This window comes from Arthrobacter sp. AD-310, from assembly GCF_054656615.1.
Genome location: NZ_BAAHNO010000008.1, coordinates 56,029 through 71,465 on the forward strand (window position 1 = coordinate 56,029; position 15,437 = coordinate 71,465).

A 15,437-nucleotide genomic window follows, 5' to 3' on the forward strand; every position below is an offset into this window, starting at 1 on the left:
TGTGCGGCCCACAGGCCCCGAGGAATTCGAAAGAGAGAAAAGATGACTACTCGTGCTACCGCACGGCACCGCGCCGAGGTCACCAAAACCAACTCGATCGCCATCATCGCCAAGGCTGTTGGCGACAACGCCGGCGGCGTCGGACGCCAGGCAGCGGTCATTGCCGCAGCCTCCGGCCTGGTCCTGACCAGCGGCATTGCAGCCAACGCGGCTGACGCCAACATCCAGCGTGACTCGGCACCGGCCTCGGCCCTTGAGGTCGAGTCCGCGATCGAAGCCCCGATTTCCGCAGCCTCCACCATCGCGATCACCTTTGAGAAGCCGGCAGTCACCACCTCCCCGGCTCCTGTCGTTGAGGAAGAACCCGTGGTTGAGGAAGCCGCTCCGGCTCCGGTTGCCGAGGCTCCTGCTGCCCCCAAGGTCACGGCCACCGTCTCCGCCGCCTCTGCCCCCGCCGCGCCGGCCGCTTCCGCAAGCGGCAAGGGTGCGGCCATCCTGTCCGCCGCCTACGCCCAGCTGGGCGTTATGCAGGACTGCACCATGCTGGTCACCAACTCGCTGGCCGCCGTCGGAATCAACTTCCACGACTGGCCTGCCGGCTACCTGTCCCTCGGCCGCACGGTCAGCGCTGCCGAAGCGCAGCCCGGCGACCTGATCTACTACGCCGACGGCGGCGCCGGCGTAGCGCACATCGCTGTCTACGCGGGCAACGGCCAGGCCGTCCACGGCGGCTACAACGGCAACCAGACCGTTGTGTTCAGCGCCAACGTTGGCTCCGGCCCGGTCTTCATCCGCGTCAGCTAATAGCGGCGCCGCCCGGAACGCTTCGCCGACCGGACTCCGTTCAAGGACCCCTGCCCACGCGGCAGGGGTCCTTGCCCTTTAAAAGGGACCAACTCGTTTTGCAGCGAAATTAGCTGATAGCGCACTTCTTTGTTTACTCTTGTGGTGTCGATCCATAGCCCGAACATGCCGAGGGCAGCCGGCCCTCGTGCCCCTGACGGGTGCGGCCGTGAAGAGGTACGTGCATGCGCACTCTCGTTCTGAATGCTGGATATGAACCGCTGGCGGTTGTGACTTTCCGCCGGGCGCTGGTGCTTGTGCTCACGGGCAAGGCAAGCGTGGTGGCCGAAGGGGACGACCCCGTGGTGGGCCCGCAGGAGATATTGGGCCGGCCTTCGGTGATCCTTCTCAACCGCTACATCCGGCCGAGGTACAACCAGGCAACCGCTGTCAGCCGGCGCGGTGTCCTGCGGCGGGACGGGCACAAATGTGCTTACTGCGGGAAAGCCGCGCACACAATCGACCATGTCCACCCAAAATCACGCGGCGGGGCCGATTCCTGGGAGAACCTCGTGGCAGCCTGCCTCCGCTGCAACAACGTCAAGGGTGATCACACTCCCGCGGAAATGGGCTGGAAGCTGCGGTTCGTCCCCGAACCGCCGCACGGCACCATGTGGCAGATCAAGGAACTGGAAAAGCCGACCCCGGCATGGGACCCGTTCCTGCTCCCTGAACGCGCAGCCTGATTCCCTTCGGTGTGATCTTGCGGGGGTGCGCGGCAGAGCCGGCTGGTGGCTAGGCTGGAACCGTGAAAGTCGAAGTGCCGGAGTTTGACGCCCTGATCCTGGCGGGAGGACGTTCGTCACGCCTGGGGGGCGTGCCCAAACAGCATCTGGTGTTCGGCGGTTCAACGCTGCTCCAACGGTCCCTGTCCGCCGCTGCAGGAGCGCGCAAGGTGGTGGTCGTGGGGCCCGATTCCGGGCCCCTGCCGGACGGGGTGGCGACCTGCCGCGAGCAGCCCGAATTCGCCGGACCCGCAGCAGCGATTGCCGCCGGACTCGAGGCCCTGTCGGAGGGCGGGGCCGGCAGCGGTTATACCCTGGTGCTGGCCTGCGACATGCCGCTGGTAGCGGACGCTGTCAGGACCTTGTCCCTTGCCCTGGCCGCGGAGGCGGACAAACCGGAAGCGCTCCTGGCCAGCGCGGACGACGGCAGCCCGGAGGGTCGGATCCAGCCACTCGTCGGCTTTTATCGCACGAGTGGGTTAAGAAGCGCCGTGCAGAAACTCGAGGGCAACGGAAACCTGGTCAACGCTTCGGTGCGCGCGCTCCTTGCTAGTCTGGACGTGCAGCTTGTCATGGTTCCTGCCGCGTCCACAGCAGACGTGGACACGTGGGACGATGCCGCCGCGCTGGGGGTTGCCGCCGGTGACCAGCATTCGAGCCAGCAGCGGCGCAGCCGCAGCTAACTTGGGAGGCAGTTCATGAAGAGCCAGGACGAAACGCTGGAGGAATGGTGCAGGTCCCTGCTCCAGGCGTATGAACTCGAGGATGTCCAGGTGGACATCAACGCCATCCTTTCGCTGGCCGGAGTAGCCGCGCACTCCGTGGTCCGTCCGGCTGCCCCGCTCACCACCTTTATTGCCGGTTACGCGGCGGGCCTTGCCTCCGGCGCCGGGCGGGCCACCGATACCGCCTCCATGGACTCGGCCCTGGCCGTGGCCCGTTCCCTGGCCTCCGACTACGATGCTGAAGCGGCGGGGACTCCCGGCGAATGACCGGGGAAACCACGGCAGACTCCGGCGGACCGGAAGGGCACGAAGAGCAGCACCGCCTGGCGCACACCTGGGAGGAAGCCCGGCAGGCGGCATTTGATGCGGCCACCCCGATCCCTGCGGCGCCGGTGGCATTGGAGCTCGCCCTCGGCCGCATCCTGGACCAGGACATTGTGGCGCTGCAGGATATGCCCCACTATGCCTCTTCCGCCATGGACGGATGGGCGGTCAATGGGACCGGGCCCTGGATCATTGTTGAACCCGGGACCCGGCTTGCCCCGCACCAGGCGAGCCCTATCGTCACCGGCGGCCTCATCCCGCCCGGGGGCAAGGCCATCCTTCGCAGCGAAGCTGCGGTGCTGGGAACGGACGACGACGGCCTGCCCGTCCTGTTAACCGGCGGCACCGCCCGTCCGGGGGAGCCGCGCACCGGCCAGCACATCAGGAAAGCCGGCGAGGAAGCGGCCCAGGGGGACGTCCTCGTCAAAGCCGGTGCCGGGCTGAACCCGGCCCACCTGGCGCTGGCAGCATTGGCCGGCTACGACGAACTCCGTGTGCAGGGCAAGCCCCTGGTACGGCTCCTGCTGACCGGTTCCGAAGTGGTGGCCCGGGGGCTGCCCGTTCCCGGCCAGGTGCGCGATACGTTCGGACCCCAACTTCCGGCAGTGGTCAGCATGCTCGGCGGTATACCCGGAGGACTGCAGAAGATCGGCGACTCCTACCCGGAATGGCTCGCCGCCCTCGAAGATGATGTCCCGGAGGTGCCCGGCGCACCCGAGCTGCCTGCCGACGTCGTTATTACCACGGGAGGGACCGGCCGCTCCGGCACGGACCACCTTCGCAGGGCGGTGGCTGAACTGGGAGGGCGGCTGGTCATCGATGGCGTGGGCATGCGGCCCGGCCATCCTGCGGTCCTGGCAGAACTGCCCGACGGCCGGTTCGTCCTGGGCCTGCCTGGCAACCCGCTTGCCGCGATGATGGCGCTGAGCACCATCGGCGCTCCACTGCTGGCCGCATTGGGGCATGGCACCATGCCCCGGGTACAGGAAGTCCCCTCGGGCACTGTGATCGAACCTGACCCCGGACGGACCCGGCTGATGCCGTTCCGGCTCCTCTTCGGCATGGCATCACCCGCCCAGCACACCGGGCCTGGAATGATGCGCGGCCTGGCAACCGCTGACGGGGTGATGGTGGTGCCCCCGCATGGCGTGCAACTCGGGGAGCTGGTGCCGGCCTTTGCCCTGCCGTGGGGCCCGCCGATCCCCGCGCCCGCGGAAACGCCGGCCAAGGCAAAGCTCCGCGGCGGCGGCCGGAGCGCCCGGCCGGCAAAACCGGCGCCGGCGGGCCCCGTGGACTGGAGCGCCCTCCTGGGGTGAGCGCTTTGCCTCCGGCCAAACCTGCCGCACTGGGCAGGACGGGGCCGCCGCGGTGCCATGATGGAGATATGGACAGGCAAGGTGGAATATGGGACGCGTGACCCAGCGCCGCAAGGTGCACAAGTATCTGCTGGATGGCTCACCCAAGGCCCTGGAGTTTCCGGTACGGCACCGGGAGGACGTTCTGGCCGTCGAGGAACCCCTGGAGATCCGGCTGGGCCGCATGTCCTTTTCGGTCACCATGCGGACTCCTGGGGACGACTTCGACCTGGTGGCCGGTTTCCTGGTGTCTGAGGGCGTCATCTGGAGCGCTGACCAGCTGGTTTCGCTGCGGTTCTGTGCCGGCGAGGACGAGGATGGGGTCCAGACGTTCAATGTCGTGGAAGCCCAGCTGCGCCCGGACGTCGTCCTCCCCGAAACCGGCCGCAACGTCTACACGTCCAGTTCCTGCGGCATCTGCGGGACGGACTCGATCGAGGCGGTCCGCAAATCCTCGCATTACAGCCCGGCGTCGGATCCCATCACGGTGGACGCCGAGGTCCTGGCGTCCCTGCCGGGCCTGCTTCGGAAGTCCCAGCGTCTGTTTGATGACACCGGGGGAGTGCACGCGGCCGGACTCTTCAAGATCGAGGACGACGGCGGCGCGCGGCTGCTGTGCCTCCGGGAGGACGTGGGACGCCACAACGCCGTGGACAAGGTAGTGGGATGGGCCCTGCGCGAAGGCCTCCTCCCGCTGCGCGGAACAGTACTCCAGGTCTCCGGCCGGGCATCCTTCGAGCTGGTGCAGAAAGCGGCCCTGGCAGGCATTCCCGTGCTGGCCGCGGTCAGTGCGCCTTCCAGCCTTGCCGTGGAACTCGCCGACGCCAGCGGACTCACCCTGGCAGGATTCAGCCGCGGAACCAGCCTGAACATCTATGCCGGCGACGCCCGGATCGGCAGGCCGGTGGCCCAGGCGCCGGCTGTCTAGGAAAGTCCGAAAGCGGTTCCGCGAATTTTCCTGAGCTATTGGATAAGTCGTTACCAGCGGGTAGATTTGTCCATCGAATGGACACGATTGTCCAGTTTTCGCACTCAACAGAAGGCACACATTGCACGACGACCGCCGGATCACGGAAGTCCGCCTGGAAAGATTTGTGCGGGAGCGCATCAATCCTGCCGTTTACACCCGGACCCTTCCGCTTGCCCTGAGCAGCTGGGACGTGCCGGACGAACCCGTCCCTGCCCTCGAAGCCATGCGCCAGGAGTTCCAGCCGCAGGAACACGGTGCCGCGTGGGGAAGGCCCTGGAGCACCAAGTGGCTTCGCCTCCAGGGGGAAGTCCCCGAATCGTGGGGCACGGAACCGGACACCACCGTGGAGGTGGTGGTGGACCTGGGCTTTACCGTCCAGACTCCGGGGTTCCAGTGTGAGGGCATCGCCTGGCGCCCCGACGGCACCATCATCAAGGCCGTTTCCCCGCGGAACCAGTACATCCCCCTGAAACTCCTGGGCGGCGGCATGGCCGTTGACTTCTACGTCGAGGCAGCCGCAAACCCGGATCTGGCGCAGGACTGGTCCTTCGGTGCCACGCCCTATGGTGACAAGTCCACCGCCGGAACCACCCCCCACTACCGGCTGGGGACCATCGCCATCGCCGAGCTGAACCGGAACGTGTGGGAGCTCAAGCAGGACATCTGGACCCTGGCCGGGCTGATGGAGCAGCTGCCGGTGGAGCTGCCCCGCCGGCACGAAATCCTGCGGGCACTTGAGCGGATGATGGACGTCATGGACCCGGACGACGTCGCCGGAACGGCCGCGGCTGGACGCGAAGCCGTCGCCGAAGTCCTGGCCAGGCCGGCCTACGCCTCCGCGCACCAGCTGGTCGCCACCGGCCACGCCCACATCGATTCCGCCTGGCTGTGGCCGGTCCGGGAGACCATGCGCAAATGCGCGCGGACGTTCTCCAACGTGGTGGCCCTGATGGACGAGAACCTGGGCTTCGTCTTCTCCTGCTCGTCCGCGCAGCAGCTTTCCTGGATCAAGCAGTTCTACCCGGAACTGTTCAGCCGTATCCGGGAAAAGGTGTGTTCCGGACAGTTCGTGCCCGTGGGCGGCATGTGGGTCGAATCGGACACCAATATGCCCGGCGGCGAGGCCATGGCGCGGCAGTTTGTGGAGGGCAAGAGCTTCTTCCTGGCAGAGTTCGGAGTCGAATGCCGCGAGGCCTGGCTTCCGGATTCCTTCGGATACTCGGCAGCGCTGCCGCAGATTGTGAAGTCCGCCGGGAGCCGGTGGTTCCTGACGCAGAAGATTTCCTGGAACCAGACCAACAAGATGCCGCACCATACGTTCAACTGGGAGGGCATCGACGGGACACGGCTGTTCACCCACTTCCCGCCCGTGGATACGTACAACGCCGAACTCAGCGGCCGCGAACTTGCCCATGCTGAACGGAACTACCGGGACCACGGCCATGGGACGGTGTCACTCGTGCCTTTCGGCTACGGCGACGGCGGCGGTGGGCCCACGCGGGAGATGCTCGCCGCGGCAGCACGGACGGCCGACCTCGAAGGCTCCCCGAAGGTCCGCCTCGGATCTGCGGAGAGCTTCTTCCGGCAGGCAGAGGACGAGTACCCTGCCCTGCCCGTCTGGGTCGGCGAAATGTACCTGGAGCTGCACCGCGGGACCTACACCAGCCAGGCCCGGACCAAAAAGGGCAACCGGCGCAGCGAACACCTGCTGCGGGAGGCGGAACTCTGGTGCGCCACCGCCGCGGTCCGCACCGAGGGGGCTTTCGAGTACCCGGCTGCCGAGCTCAAGCGGCTGTGGCACCTGGTGCTGCTGCAGCAGTTCCATGACATCCTTCCCGGCAGCTCCATCGCCTGGGTCCACCAGGACGCCGAGCGCAACTACCAGGCCATCGAAGCCGGACTTGAAGCGCTCATTGGCCAGGCCGCCTCAACACTGCTTGGCACCGGGGAGCGGCAGTTCCTCCTGAACGCCGCGCCGCACGCCCGGGACGGTGTCCCCGCACTGGGGGCGGCAGAACCGGCCGCCCGTCCGGGCTCCGTCCGGGCCACTGCGGAGGCGGGCGGGTACGTGCTGGACAATGGCATCATCCGGGCCGTGCTGGACGCGGACGGGCTTTTGGTCTCTCTGACGGACCAGGCCAGCGGCCGGGAAGCGATCGCACCCGGCCAGCGGGGCAACCTGCTGGAACTGCACCGGGACACCCCCAACGAATGGGACGCCTGGGATATCGACGAGTTCTACCGGCGCAATGTCACCGCCCTGGACGCGGCGGAATGCCTGCGGCTGGAAGAGGACCGTGGTGCCGCCGTCGTGGTGGTGGAGAGGTTGGCCGGGGCATCCCCGGTGACCCAGCGCATCACCCTCGAGCCAGGAAGCCCCTCGCTGTCCATCACCACCTCGGTGGACTGGCAGGAACGCGAGAAGCTGCTTAAGCTCGGGTTTGCGCTGGACGTCCGCGCGGAACGGTCCGCCGCCGAGACGCAGTTCGGCCACGTTTTCCGGCCCACCCACACCAACACGTCATGGGAGGCGGCGAAGTTCGAAATTTGCGCCCACCGCTGGATCCATGTGGGTGAGCCGGGATACGGCGTGGCGGTGTCCAACGCCTCGACCTACGGCCATGACGTCTCACGGGCCGTGAGGGAGTCCGACGGCGGCACCACCACCACGGTGCGCCTGTCCCTGCTGCGGGCGCCGAAATTCCCGGACCCACAGGCGGACCGGGGGGCTCACGAACTGACCGTCACCATTCGTCCCGGCGCCGAGATCGCGGACGCTGTTGAGGAGGGGTACCGCACGAACCTGGCGCCGCGCCTTGTCCGGGGAAATTCACCCGTGGAGCCGCTGTTCTCGCTGACAAACCCCGCCCTGGTGGTCGAAGCCGTCAAGCTGGCCGAAGACGGCTCCGGCGACGTGGTGGTCCGGCTGTACGAATCGCTGGGCCGGCGCTCGGCGGGGCGGATCACCGCCAACTTCCCTGCGGGGGAGGCCCGGGCGGTGGACCTCCTGGAGCGCGACGTCCCGGCACCGGGCGTGGAGCCTGGCGGAGCGGGCGCCGGGCTGCGGCTGCGCCCGTTCCAGCTGGTCACCCTGAGGTTCCCGAGGAAATAGGGCCGTTAAATAGGCTGAGTGGGGGCGGTCCCCAACGGCCGCCACCACTCATCCCCCCAATGTGTGCGAAGGCCCCCAAGGCGGGCGGCGTTCAAGAATTTATCCCCGTTCGTAAACGCGCCGTGCCCTGCCTTCACACATTCATGATTATTTCACATTCTAATGAAATTGTGAAAGTCGCTGAAGGTTACTTTTCGGTATATGTCCTTTTGGCTGGGGCGCTCCGGCCGCCCCTGACCCGCGCCGCCCAGATGAGGGCCAGCCCGATGACAAAACAGAGCACGGCGGTGTAGTTCACCACGAACTTCACCGCCTCCCAGGAGGGTGGAAACGCCGGGAACAGCAGGGAGACAGTGATGGCGATACCGCCCAGGGCCAGCAGTCCCGCGGCCAGGCGGATCAGTGCCGGCAGCGTGCCCGCGGCCGCCCGGATCATGGCCGGAATCAGGGCCACGCTGACGAAGGCGGGGTAGGCGCGGCCCGCGGCACCGTAGTACTCCACCAGGACCGCGTTGCGGGAATCCAGCTCGGCCGGGCCTTTGAGTCCCGCCGATGACCCGGCGGTGTCCATCAGGAAAAAGACCGCCACCATCAATGCGGAGATCAGCACAAGGACAACCATGCCCGCCTTCCCGGTGATGAGCCGGTAGGCGCCTTCTGCGCTGAAACCCCTGGTGATCCGGACGCCCAGGATGAAAATGGCGCCGAAGATGACGAACCGGAGCAGCAGGTTGGCCAGGTTGACTCCGCCCAGGGCCTGGTCGATTGCGACGTACGGCGCCTCGATGCTCAGGAGGATGGCCAGGGTCATCAGCGTGAATATGTAGAAAAGCGACCTGTTTTCCCCGCGCAGGGCACTGGGTATACGGGCAATGGCGACGACGCCGCACACGGCGAGCGTTGTCCATTGGAGGATTGCGATCATCCGAGGTTCTCCCAGATCTTTTCGGTCTGCGCTTGGTCTTGTTCCTGCCGGCGAAGGACTTTCCCGAGTGCCTGCATCCTGTCCCCGGCCAGGGTGATGAGTTCACCATCGGACAGGCTGTCCAGTGCAGCCTGCCGGGCCCCGGGGGCCCACCCGGCCTCCTCCTCGGTGATCAGGCCGGTGGCAACCAGTCCGCCTGCCGGGCCCACGCCGGCCGCAGAGGATGTTGCCAGGGCCAGTTCGGGAGAGAGCCGGTTGGCGGTCAGCTGGGCAGAGTAGTTTTGCGGGGCCACGCCGGTGGCGGCGGAGACCCGGTGCCGGACTTCGCCGTCGTCGATCGCATCCACCCAATTCTTCACCGAGGTGGCATGGGGTGGCGGACCGAGCGCGGCGAAACCGGTGCCGCGGCCCCCTGAGGCATGCAGGGCGGGTCGGGCCAGCGCTGCACGGAGCAGGTCCGGCGTCGAGACCTGGCTGACGAGCTCGCAGCGCGTCGGTTGCTGGAGCGGGCCGGCGAGTTCCTGGAACCCATCAAAGCCGGCGAGGGCGGTGAGGGGGTTGATGTTGTACGCCCGGCTGATGCTGACCACGGTACTTACGGAGACCTTGCCGCGGACCAACTGCTGGGCAAGGGTGGTCCGCTTGATGCCCGAGACCCTGCAGACGTCTGCGGTGCTGGCGTCTGGGGCAACGCCTTGCAGCCAGCGCTGGAACGCCTTGGCGGAAAGGGTCATGGAGTGCTCTCTGCAGAACGGACGGTCCTGTTGATTTTAGCGTGCCGCCCGTCCGCCGATTTTACCGGGGGACCGGATTCGACTATGCTTGATGGTCGAGCCCGCTGGTCCGTACACCCCCCAAGTCCGGACCAGCGGGTTCTTTCATGTCCTGCGGCCGGGACGCATGTCCGTGATGGACCCGGCATGCCTGCAGGGCCTTGGCAGGAACCGGTCCGCAGGCACCGGCGAAAGGACTGACGATGACAGCGACCCTTGTTGCCAAGGACCTCGGCGGCGGCCACGATCACCGCCAGCTCTTCGCTAGGCTTTCGCTCACCGTGGCGCCGGGTGACGTCGTCGGTGTGGTGGGCCCCAATGGCGCCGGCAAGACCACCCTGCTGCGGCTCCTCGCCGGCGTCGACGAACCGCAGGAAGGTTCCGTGAGCGTCGCTCCCGGGGACGCGTTTATCGGCTGGCTTCCCCAGGAACACGAGAGGGTCCCGGGTGAGACCGTCGCGGGTTACATCGCCCGCCGCACCGGATGTGCGCAGGCGACGACAGACATGGAAACCACGGCGGAAGCACTGGGCTCAGGCGCGCCGGGGGCCGACGACGCCTACGCCCGGGCCTTTGACCGCTGGATGGCTTCGGGGGCGGCCGACCTTGATGACCGCATCCCCGGCGTCCTTGCTGACCTTGGCCTGGACGCCGGGCCGAACGCCCCGATGACGGCGCTCTCCGGCGGCCAGGCGGCCCGGGCCGCGCTCGCGGCGCTGCTGCTGAGCCGCTTCGACCTGGTGCTCCTGGACGAGCCGACCAACGATTTGGACCTGGCCGGCCTGGCCAGGCTGGAGGACTTCGTCAGGGGACTGCGCGGCGGCGTGGTCCTGGTCAGCCATGACCGTGAGTTCCTGGCGCGCTGCGTCACCAGCGTGGTGGAACTGGACCAGGCACAAAACACGGTTGCGGTGTACGACGGCGGATACGACGCCTACCTGGAAGAGCGGGCCGTTGCGCGCCGGCATGCCCGCGAACGGTATGAAGAGTTCGCAGCCACCAAGGCGGACCTCGTTGCCCGTGCACGCACGCAGCGGGAGTGGAGTTCGCAGGGCGTCCGGAATGCCATGAAGAAGAGCCCGGACAACGACAAGATCCGCCGGGCAGCCAACACCGAGTCTTCCGAAAAGCAGGCCCAAAAAGTGCGGCAAATGGAGTCCCGCATAGCCCGGCTGGACGTTGTGGAAGAGCCGCGGAAGGAATGGCAGCTCCAGTTCTCCATTGGCCAGGCGCCCCGGTCCAGTGGCGTGGTGGCGACTCTCCGCGACGCGACCGTGCGGCAGGGGGACTTCACCCTGGGCCCGGTCAACCTGCAGCTCAACGCGGGGGAGCGGATCGGCATCACCGGTCCCAACGGAGCCGGGAAGTCCACCCTGCTGCGGCTGCTGCTGGGCGTGACGGAACCGGACAGCGGCAGCGCATCCATGGGCGCCTCCGTAGCCGTCGGCGAAATTGACCAGGCACGCGGGCTGTTGGCCGGGCACCTGCCCCTGGCAGACGCCGTCGGATCCGTCCTGGCGGACATGACCCCCGCCGAAGTCCGCACCCTCCTTGCCAAGTTTGGCCTCAAGGCGGACCACACGGGCAGGCGCGTCGACTCACTGTCGCCCGGTGAACGGACACGTGCCGCGCTGGCACTGCTGCAGGCGCGGGGGGTGAACCTGCTGGTCCTGGACGAGCCCACCAACCACCTCGACCTGCCGGCCATCGAACAGCTCGAAGAGGCGCTGGACAGCTACGAGGGTGCCCTGCTCCTGGTGACGCACGACCGCAGGCTGCTGGAGAACGTCCGCCTGGATGTACGTTGGGAACTGGACAGTGGCGCGGTCACTGAGCGGCACATCGGAAGCAGCATCTGAACCGGACACCTGCGTGGGCAGTCCCCTGAGCACGGAGCAGTATCAATGAGCATGGACCGGGTTGCCTGGGGCTCCCTTCACACCATCACCAGGGCAAAAAGCGGCTCCAAGCCGTTCTCGAAAGACACCCTGAAACGGGTCCTCGGGTTCGCCCGTCCCCACAGCGGCAAGCTGCTGGCGTTCGTTGCGCTGTCCATCGCCATGGCGTTCCTCGCCGTAGCCACCCCGGTGCTGGCCGGGCAGGTGGTGGATGCCATTGTGGCCCGCGCCGGCGAAGCGGAAGTGATCCGACTGGCCGTGCTGATTGCCGTCGTCGCTGTTGCCGAGGCGGGCCTGGGGCTGCTGAACCGGTGGCTCTCCTCGAACATCGGCGAAGGCGTGATCCTGGACCTGCGCACCCGCGTGTTCGACCACGTCCAGAAAATGCCCATCGCCTTCTTCACCCGAACCCGGACCGGCGCCCTGGTCAGCCGCCTGAACAATGACGTGATCGGCGCGCAAGCAGCCTTCGCCGGCACATTGTCCGGCGTGGTCAGCAACGTGGTTGCCCTGGCCCTCACGCTGGTGGTCATGCTGGGCACGTCCTGGCAGGTGACGGTGCTCGCCATGGTCCTGCTGCCCGTGTTCCTCATCCCCGCCCGGCGCATGGGTTCAAAGGTGGCCGACCTGCGGCGGGAGGCGGCAGCACACAACGCGGCCATGGGCACCCAAATGACTGAGCGCTTCTCCGCGCCTGGTGCGACGCTGGTGAAGCTCTTCGGCCGGCCGGCAGAGGAGTCCCGTGAATTCGCCGTCCGGGCAGGCCGTGTAAGGGACATCGGCATTCGGACAGCCATGCTGCAGTTCACGTTCGTGACGGCGCTGACCCTGGTGTCGGCGCTCGCGCTGGCCCTGGTGTACGGACTGGGCGGCTGGCTGGCCATCACCGGGCAACTCGCGGCCGGCGACGTGGTGGTCCTGGCGCTGCTGCTCACCCGCCTCTACGCGCCGCTCACCGCCCTGTCCAACGCGCGGGTTGAGATCATGACCGCCCTGGTGAGCTTCGAACGGGTCTTTGAAATCCTGGACCTCAAGCCATTGATCGAGCAGAAGCCGGATGCGGTGGCCGTCCCCGCCGGCCCGGTGTCCGTGGAGTTCGACGACGTCCGCTTCGCCTACCCCTCCGCGGACAAGGTCTCGCTCGCGTCGCTCGAGGAGGTGGCCACGCTGGACACCCGCGGCGGCGAGGAGGTGCTGCACGGGATCAGCTTCCGGGTGGAGCCGGGCCAGACGGTGGCCCTGGTGGGGTCCTCGGGCGCCGGAAAATCCACCATCGCCCAGTTGCTGGCACGGCTGTACGACGTGGACTCCGGCGCAATCCGGCTGGGCGGCAGCACCCCCCGCACCGGCCTGGACCTGCGGGATGCCACCTTCGACTCGCTGCGGGACACGCTCGGCATGGTCACCCAGGACGGCCATCTCTTCCACGAAACCATTGCCTCCAACCTCCGCCTCGCGCGCCCGGGCGCCAGCGAGGACGAGATGTGGGACGTCATCCGGCAGGCACGGCTGGAGACCATGGTCCGTTCGCTGCCCGATGGCCTCGAAACGGTAGTGGGGGAGCGCGGCTACCGGCTCTCCGGCGGGGAACGCCAGCGGCTCACCATCGCCCGGCTGCTCATCGCCCGGCCCCGCGTGGTCATCCTGGACGAGGCCACGGCGGCACTGGACTCCACGAACGAGGCCGCCGTGCAGGCGGCCCTGGGCGTCGCGCTGCAGGGGCGGACCGCCGTCGTGATTGCCCACCGGCTGTCCACCATCCGCGCCGCCGACGCCATCCTGGTGGTGGAGGACGGGCGGATCGTGGAGCGTGGAACCCACACTGACCTGCTGGCCGCGGAGGGACGCTACGCCGAGCTGTACCGCACGCAGTTCGCCGAGGCCACGGCTGTGGCGCGGGAGGCTGTTCCGGAGCTTTAGGCTTTGGGCTGGGGAGCGGCCGGGTGCGTTCCGGCTGCCCGGGCGCCACGCGCGGCGTCCAGCTCGGGAAGGATATGGTCCGTCAGGAGCGGGGCAAGATCCGGTGGGAAGGCAGTGCTCCGGGACAGCTCCTCAAGGTCGAGCCACCGGATCTCGGCGATCTCGGCGGACGGCTGCGCCTCCCAGGTGCCCGGCGCCATGAATACCGTGGCTTCGATGTCCGTGGCGGCTTCGTTGGCGGCGTCCGCGATCCAGACCCCCATCAGTTCCAGGTCCTCCGGCGCGAGGATGATGCCCACCTCTTCCGCAAGTTCGCGGGCGGCAGCCTGGACGGCGGTTTCACCGGGTTCCGGCTTGCCGCCGGGATGCATGAACATGCTGGTGCCGCGCTTGCGGACGGTCAGCAGCCGTCCGGTGGCGTCAAACACACAGACCGCGGACACCACGATGCGCGCCTTCACGCCACACCGACCCGCACCAGCCGCGACGCCAGCAGGAGGTCCTTGCGCGGCCCGGTCACGTCCCAGCTGTAGCTGAACCGGTCCGCTCCCTCCAGGACGTAGGTCACCCGGTAGGTGTCCGGATCGCACCAGTGGTTGTCCTCGTTGGCGGCGGGGGAGAAGCTCATCCGGTGGAAGGGCCGTCCGTCCGGGAAGAACACGTCCAGGGCGTCGGCGTGTCCGGAGGGCCTCAGCAGGTATTCGCGCGAGGCGGGGCCGGTGAAAGCAGGCCAGCGCATGGTGCCTTCCTCGCGCAGGGCCAGGCCGCCGTCGTCGTCCGGAACAAAAAGTACGACGCCGGAAAAGGTTCCGCGGGTGCCGTCCCTCCGGTCCAGGAGGTCACGCTCAACGGTCCACTGGCCGGGTACCGGGAAGGGATCCTGCCCGGCCGGGCCCAGCAGGTAGGCACGGAGGTCGAACTGCGCGGACGGAGAACTCAAGTGCCCTCGATTGGAATCGAACCAACGACACCGGCTTTAGGAGAGCCGTGCTCTATCCACTGAGCTACGAGGGCTTGCATCCGGCAGGACCGCCAAGGGCCGTCCAAACGGGCACGCATACCAGCATACAAGGTGCCGGGCCGTACTACGCTCAAGGCATGAGCGCAGCCCCGTCCGCTACCCCCGCGGTGGCTTTTATCCCGGACACGGCGTCCACCCGGCAATACGTCGGGGCGTGGTCCGTGTTGAGCGTCCTGCAGTATTTCGCTGCCGAAGCCGCGGTGATCGGAGCCTGGGCGGGCCCCCGGCCCTATGATCTCCGGACCGGCTACATCAGCGACCTCGGGGCCCTTTACTGCGGAGTCTATGACGGACGCGAGGTGTGCTCCCCGTTGAACTGGCTGATGAACGCCTCGTTCGTGGTGCAGGGGCTGGGGATGCTGCTGGGTGCGGTGCTGCTCAGCTCCGGGCTGCTCTGTGTGGCGGCGAGGGCCGGATTCCGGGTTGAGCCAGGCCGCCGGAAGCCGTGGCTGGCCGCCATCTGGGTGCGCCTGCTCACCGGAACTGCAGGGGCAGGGACCGTCATTGTCGGCCTGGTGCCCGAGGATGTCGGCTCCGGCTGGCACTATGCCGGCGCGGTCATGTACTTCATTGCCGGTGCCGCGGCGCTGATGGTGCTTGGCATCCTGTGGCTGCGGAAATCGGCCATGGCCTGGTTCATCCTGGTGTGCGGCATCGTGTCCCTGGCCGCCCTGGTGACCGGCGGCCTCACCGGCATGCGCGTCCCGGAGCCCGGCACGCTGGAACGCCTCATGGGCTACCCCGTGACGGTCGGCATGGCGACGGCGGGCCTGGTCATTGCGCTCCGCGTGCGCCGGCGCCGGAAGGAGGCAGCCCGGCTGCGGGCCGGAACAGGGGGCTGATCCC

At 67.7% G+C, this 15,437-nt stretch carries 14 protein-coding genes and 1 tRNA gene; 10 read left to right on the forward strand and 5 right to left on the reverse strand.

The window, feature by feature from the left end:
• Positions 1-42: 42 nt before the first annotated feature.
• The 7 genes from ACYQ1Z_RS05120 to ACYQ1Z_RS05150 all read left to right on the forward strand — a co-directional run bounded on the left by ACYQ1Z_RS05120 (position 43) and on the right by ACYQ1Z_RS05150 (position 8,054).
• The gene (locus tag ACYQ1Z_RS05120; RefSeq protein WP_459791421.1) at positions 43-804 is read left to right on the forward strand and encodes an NlpC/P60 family protein; all 762 of its coding nucleotides are present in this window, start codon (positions 43-45) and stop codon (positions 802-804) included.
• Positions 805-1,028: 224 nt separating this feature from the next.
• Positions 1,029-1,529, forward strand: a complete 501-nt coding sequence (locus tag ACYQ1Z_RS05125; RefSeq protein WP_459791422.1) for an HNH endonuclease — start codon at positions 1,029-1,031, stop codon at positions 1,527-1,529.
• Positions 1,530-1,591: 62 nt separating this feature from the next.
• Positions 1,592-2,251: a molybdenum cofactor guanylyltransferase gene (mobA, locus tag ACYQ1Z_RS05130; RefSeq protein ID WP_459791423.1), complete on the forward strand. Its 660-nt coding sequence runs from the start codon at positions 1,592-1,594 to the stop codon at positions 2,249-2,251.
• 15 nt (positions 2,252-2,266) lie between these two features.
• Positions 2,267-2,560, forward strand: coding sequence for a DUF6457 domain-containing protein (locus ACYQ1Z_RS05135; protein WP_459791424.1), 294 nt, complete (start codon positions 2,267-2,269; stop codon positions 2,558-2,560).
• Positions 2,557-3,933, forward strand: coding sequence for a molybdopterin molybdotransferase MoeA (locus ACYQ1Z_RS05140; RefSeq protein ID WP_459791425.1), 1,377 nt, complete (start codon positions 2,557-2,559; stop codon positions 3,931-3,933). Before ACYQ1Z_RS05135 ends, ACYQ1Z_RS05140 begins: the two co-directional genes overlap by 4 nt.
• A gap of 88 nt (positions 3,934-4,021) precedes the next feature.
• Positions 4,022-4,900, forward strand: a complete 879-nt coding sequence (gene fdhD / locus ACYQ1Z_RS05145) for a formate dehydrogenase accessory sulfurtransferase FdhD (protein ID WP_459791426.1) — start codon at positions 4,022-4,024, stop codon at positions 4,898-4,900.
• 121 nt (positions 4,901-5,021) lie between these two features.
• The gene (locus tag ACYQ1Z_RS05150) at positions 5,022-8,054 is read left to right on the forward strand and encodes an alpha-mannosidase (protein ID WP_459791427.1); all 3,033 of its coding nucleotides are present in this window, start codon (positions 5,022-5,024) and stop codon (positions 8,052-8,054) included.
• A 187-nt stretch (positions 8,055-8,241) separates the two neighbouring features.
• Here ACYQ1Z_RS05150 and ACYQ1Z_RS05155 read toward each other — a convergent pair whose 3' ends face one another.
• The gene (locus tag ACYQ1Z_RS05155) at positions 8,242-8,979 is read right to left on the reverse strand and encodes a hypothetical protein (protein WP_459791428.1); all 738 of its coding nucleotides are present in this window, start codon (positions 8,977-8,979) and stop codon (positions 8,242-8,244) included.
• Positions 8,976-9,713, reverse strand: coding sequence for a hypothetical protein (locus tag ACYQ1Z_RS05160; RefSeq protein ID WP_459791429.1), 738 nt, complete (start codon positions 9,711-9,713; stop codon positions 8,976-8,978). Before ACYQ1Z_RS05160 ends, ACYQ1Z_RS05155 begins: the two co-directional genes overlap by 4 nt.
• A 242-nt stretch (positions 9,714-9,955) precedes the next feature.
• On the opposite strand from ACYQ1Z_RS05160, the gene ACYQ1Z_RS05165 reads away from it, so the two are divergent.
• A complete protein-coding gene (locus ACYQ1Z_RS05165; protein ID WP_459791430.1) occupies positions 9,956-11,611 on the forward strand; it encodes an ABC-F family ATP-binding cassette domain-containing protein in 1,656 nt (551 codons plus the stop codon).
• Between the two features lie 45 nt (positions 11,612-11,656).
• The gene (locus tag ACYQ1Z_RS05170; RefSeq protein WP_459791431.1) at positions 11,657-13,570 is read left to right on the forward strand and encodes an ABC transporter ATP-binding protein; all 1,914 of its coding nucleotides are present in this window, start codon (positions 11,657-11,659) and stop codon (positions 13,568-13,570) included.
• On the opposite strand, the gene ACYQ1Z_RS05175 is transcribed toward ACYQ1Z_RS05170, so the two are convergent.
• The 3 genes from ACYQ1Z_RS05175 to ACYQ1Z_RS05185 all read right to left on the reverse strand — a co-directional run bounded on the left by ACYQ1Z_RS05175 (position 13,567) and on the right by ACYQ1Z_RS05185 (position 14,584).
• Entirely contained in the window at positions 13,567-14,031 is a 465-nt protein-coding gene (locus ACYQ1Z_RS05175; RefSeq protein ID WP_459791432.1) for an NUDIX hydrolase, read from the reverse strand. The genes ACYQ1Z_RS05170 and ACYQ1Z_RS05175 overlap by 4 nt on opposite strands.
• The gene (locus ACYQ1Z_RS05180; RefSeq protein WP_459791433.1) at positions 14,028-14,510 is read right to left on the reverse strand and encodes a DUF6314 family protein; all 483 of its coding nucleotides are present in this window, start codon (positions 14,508-14,510) and stop codon (positions 14,028-14,030) included. The genes ACYQ1Z_RS05175 and ACYQ1Z_RS05180 overlap by 4 nt, the downstream gene beginning before the upstream one ends.
• A gap of 1 nt (position 14,511) precedes the next feature.
• Positions 14,512-14,584 (reverse strand) — tRNA-Arg (locus ACYQ1Z_RS05185).
• Between the two features lie 84 nt (positions 14,585-14,668).
• On the opposite strand from ACYQ1Z_RS05185, the gene ACYQ1Z_RS05190 reads away from it, so the two are divergent.
• Positions 14,669-15,433 carry a DUF998 domain-containing protein gene (locus ACYQ1Z_RS05190; protein WP_459791434.1) on the forward strand — a complete coding sequence of 255 codons (765 nt, stop codon included), beginning with the start codon at positions 14,669-14,671 and terminating at the stop codon, positions 15,431-15,433.
• The last annotated feature ends 4 nt before the right edge of the window (positions 15,434-15,437 follow it).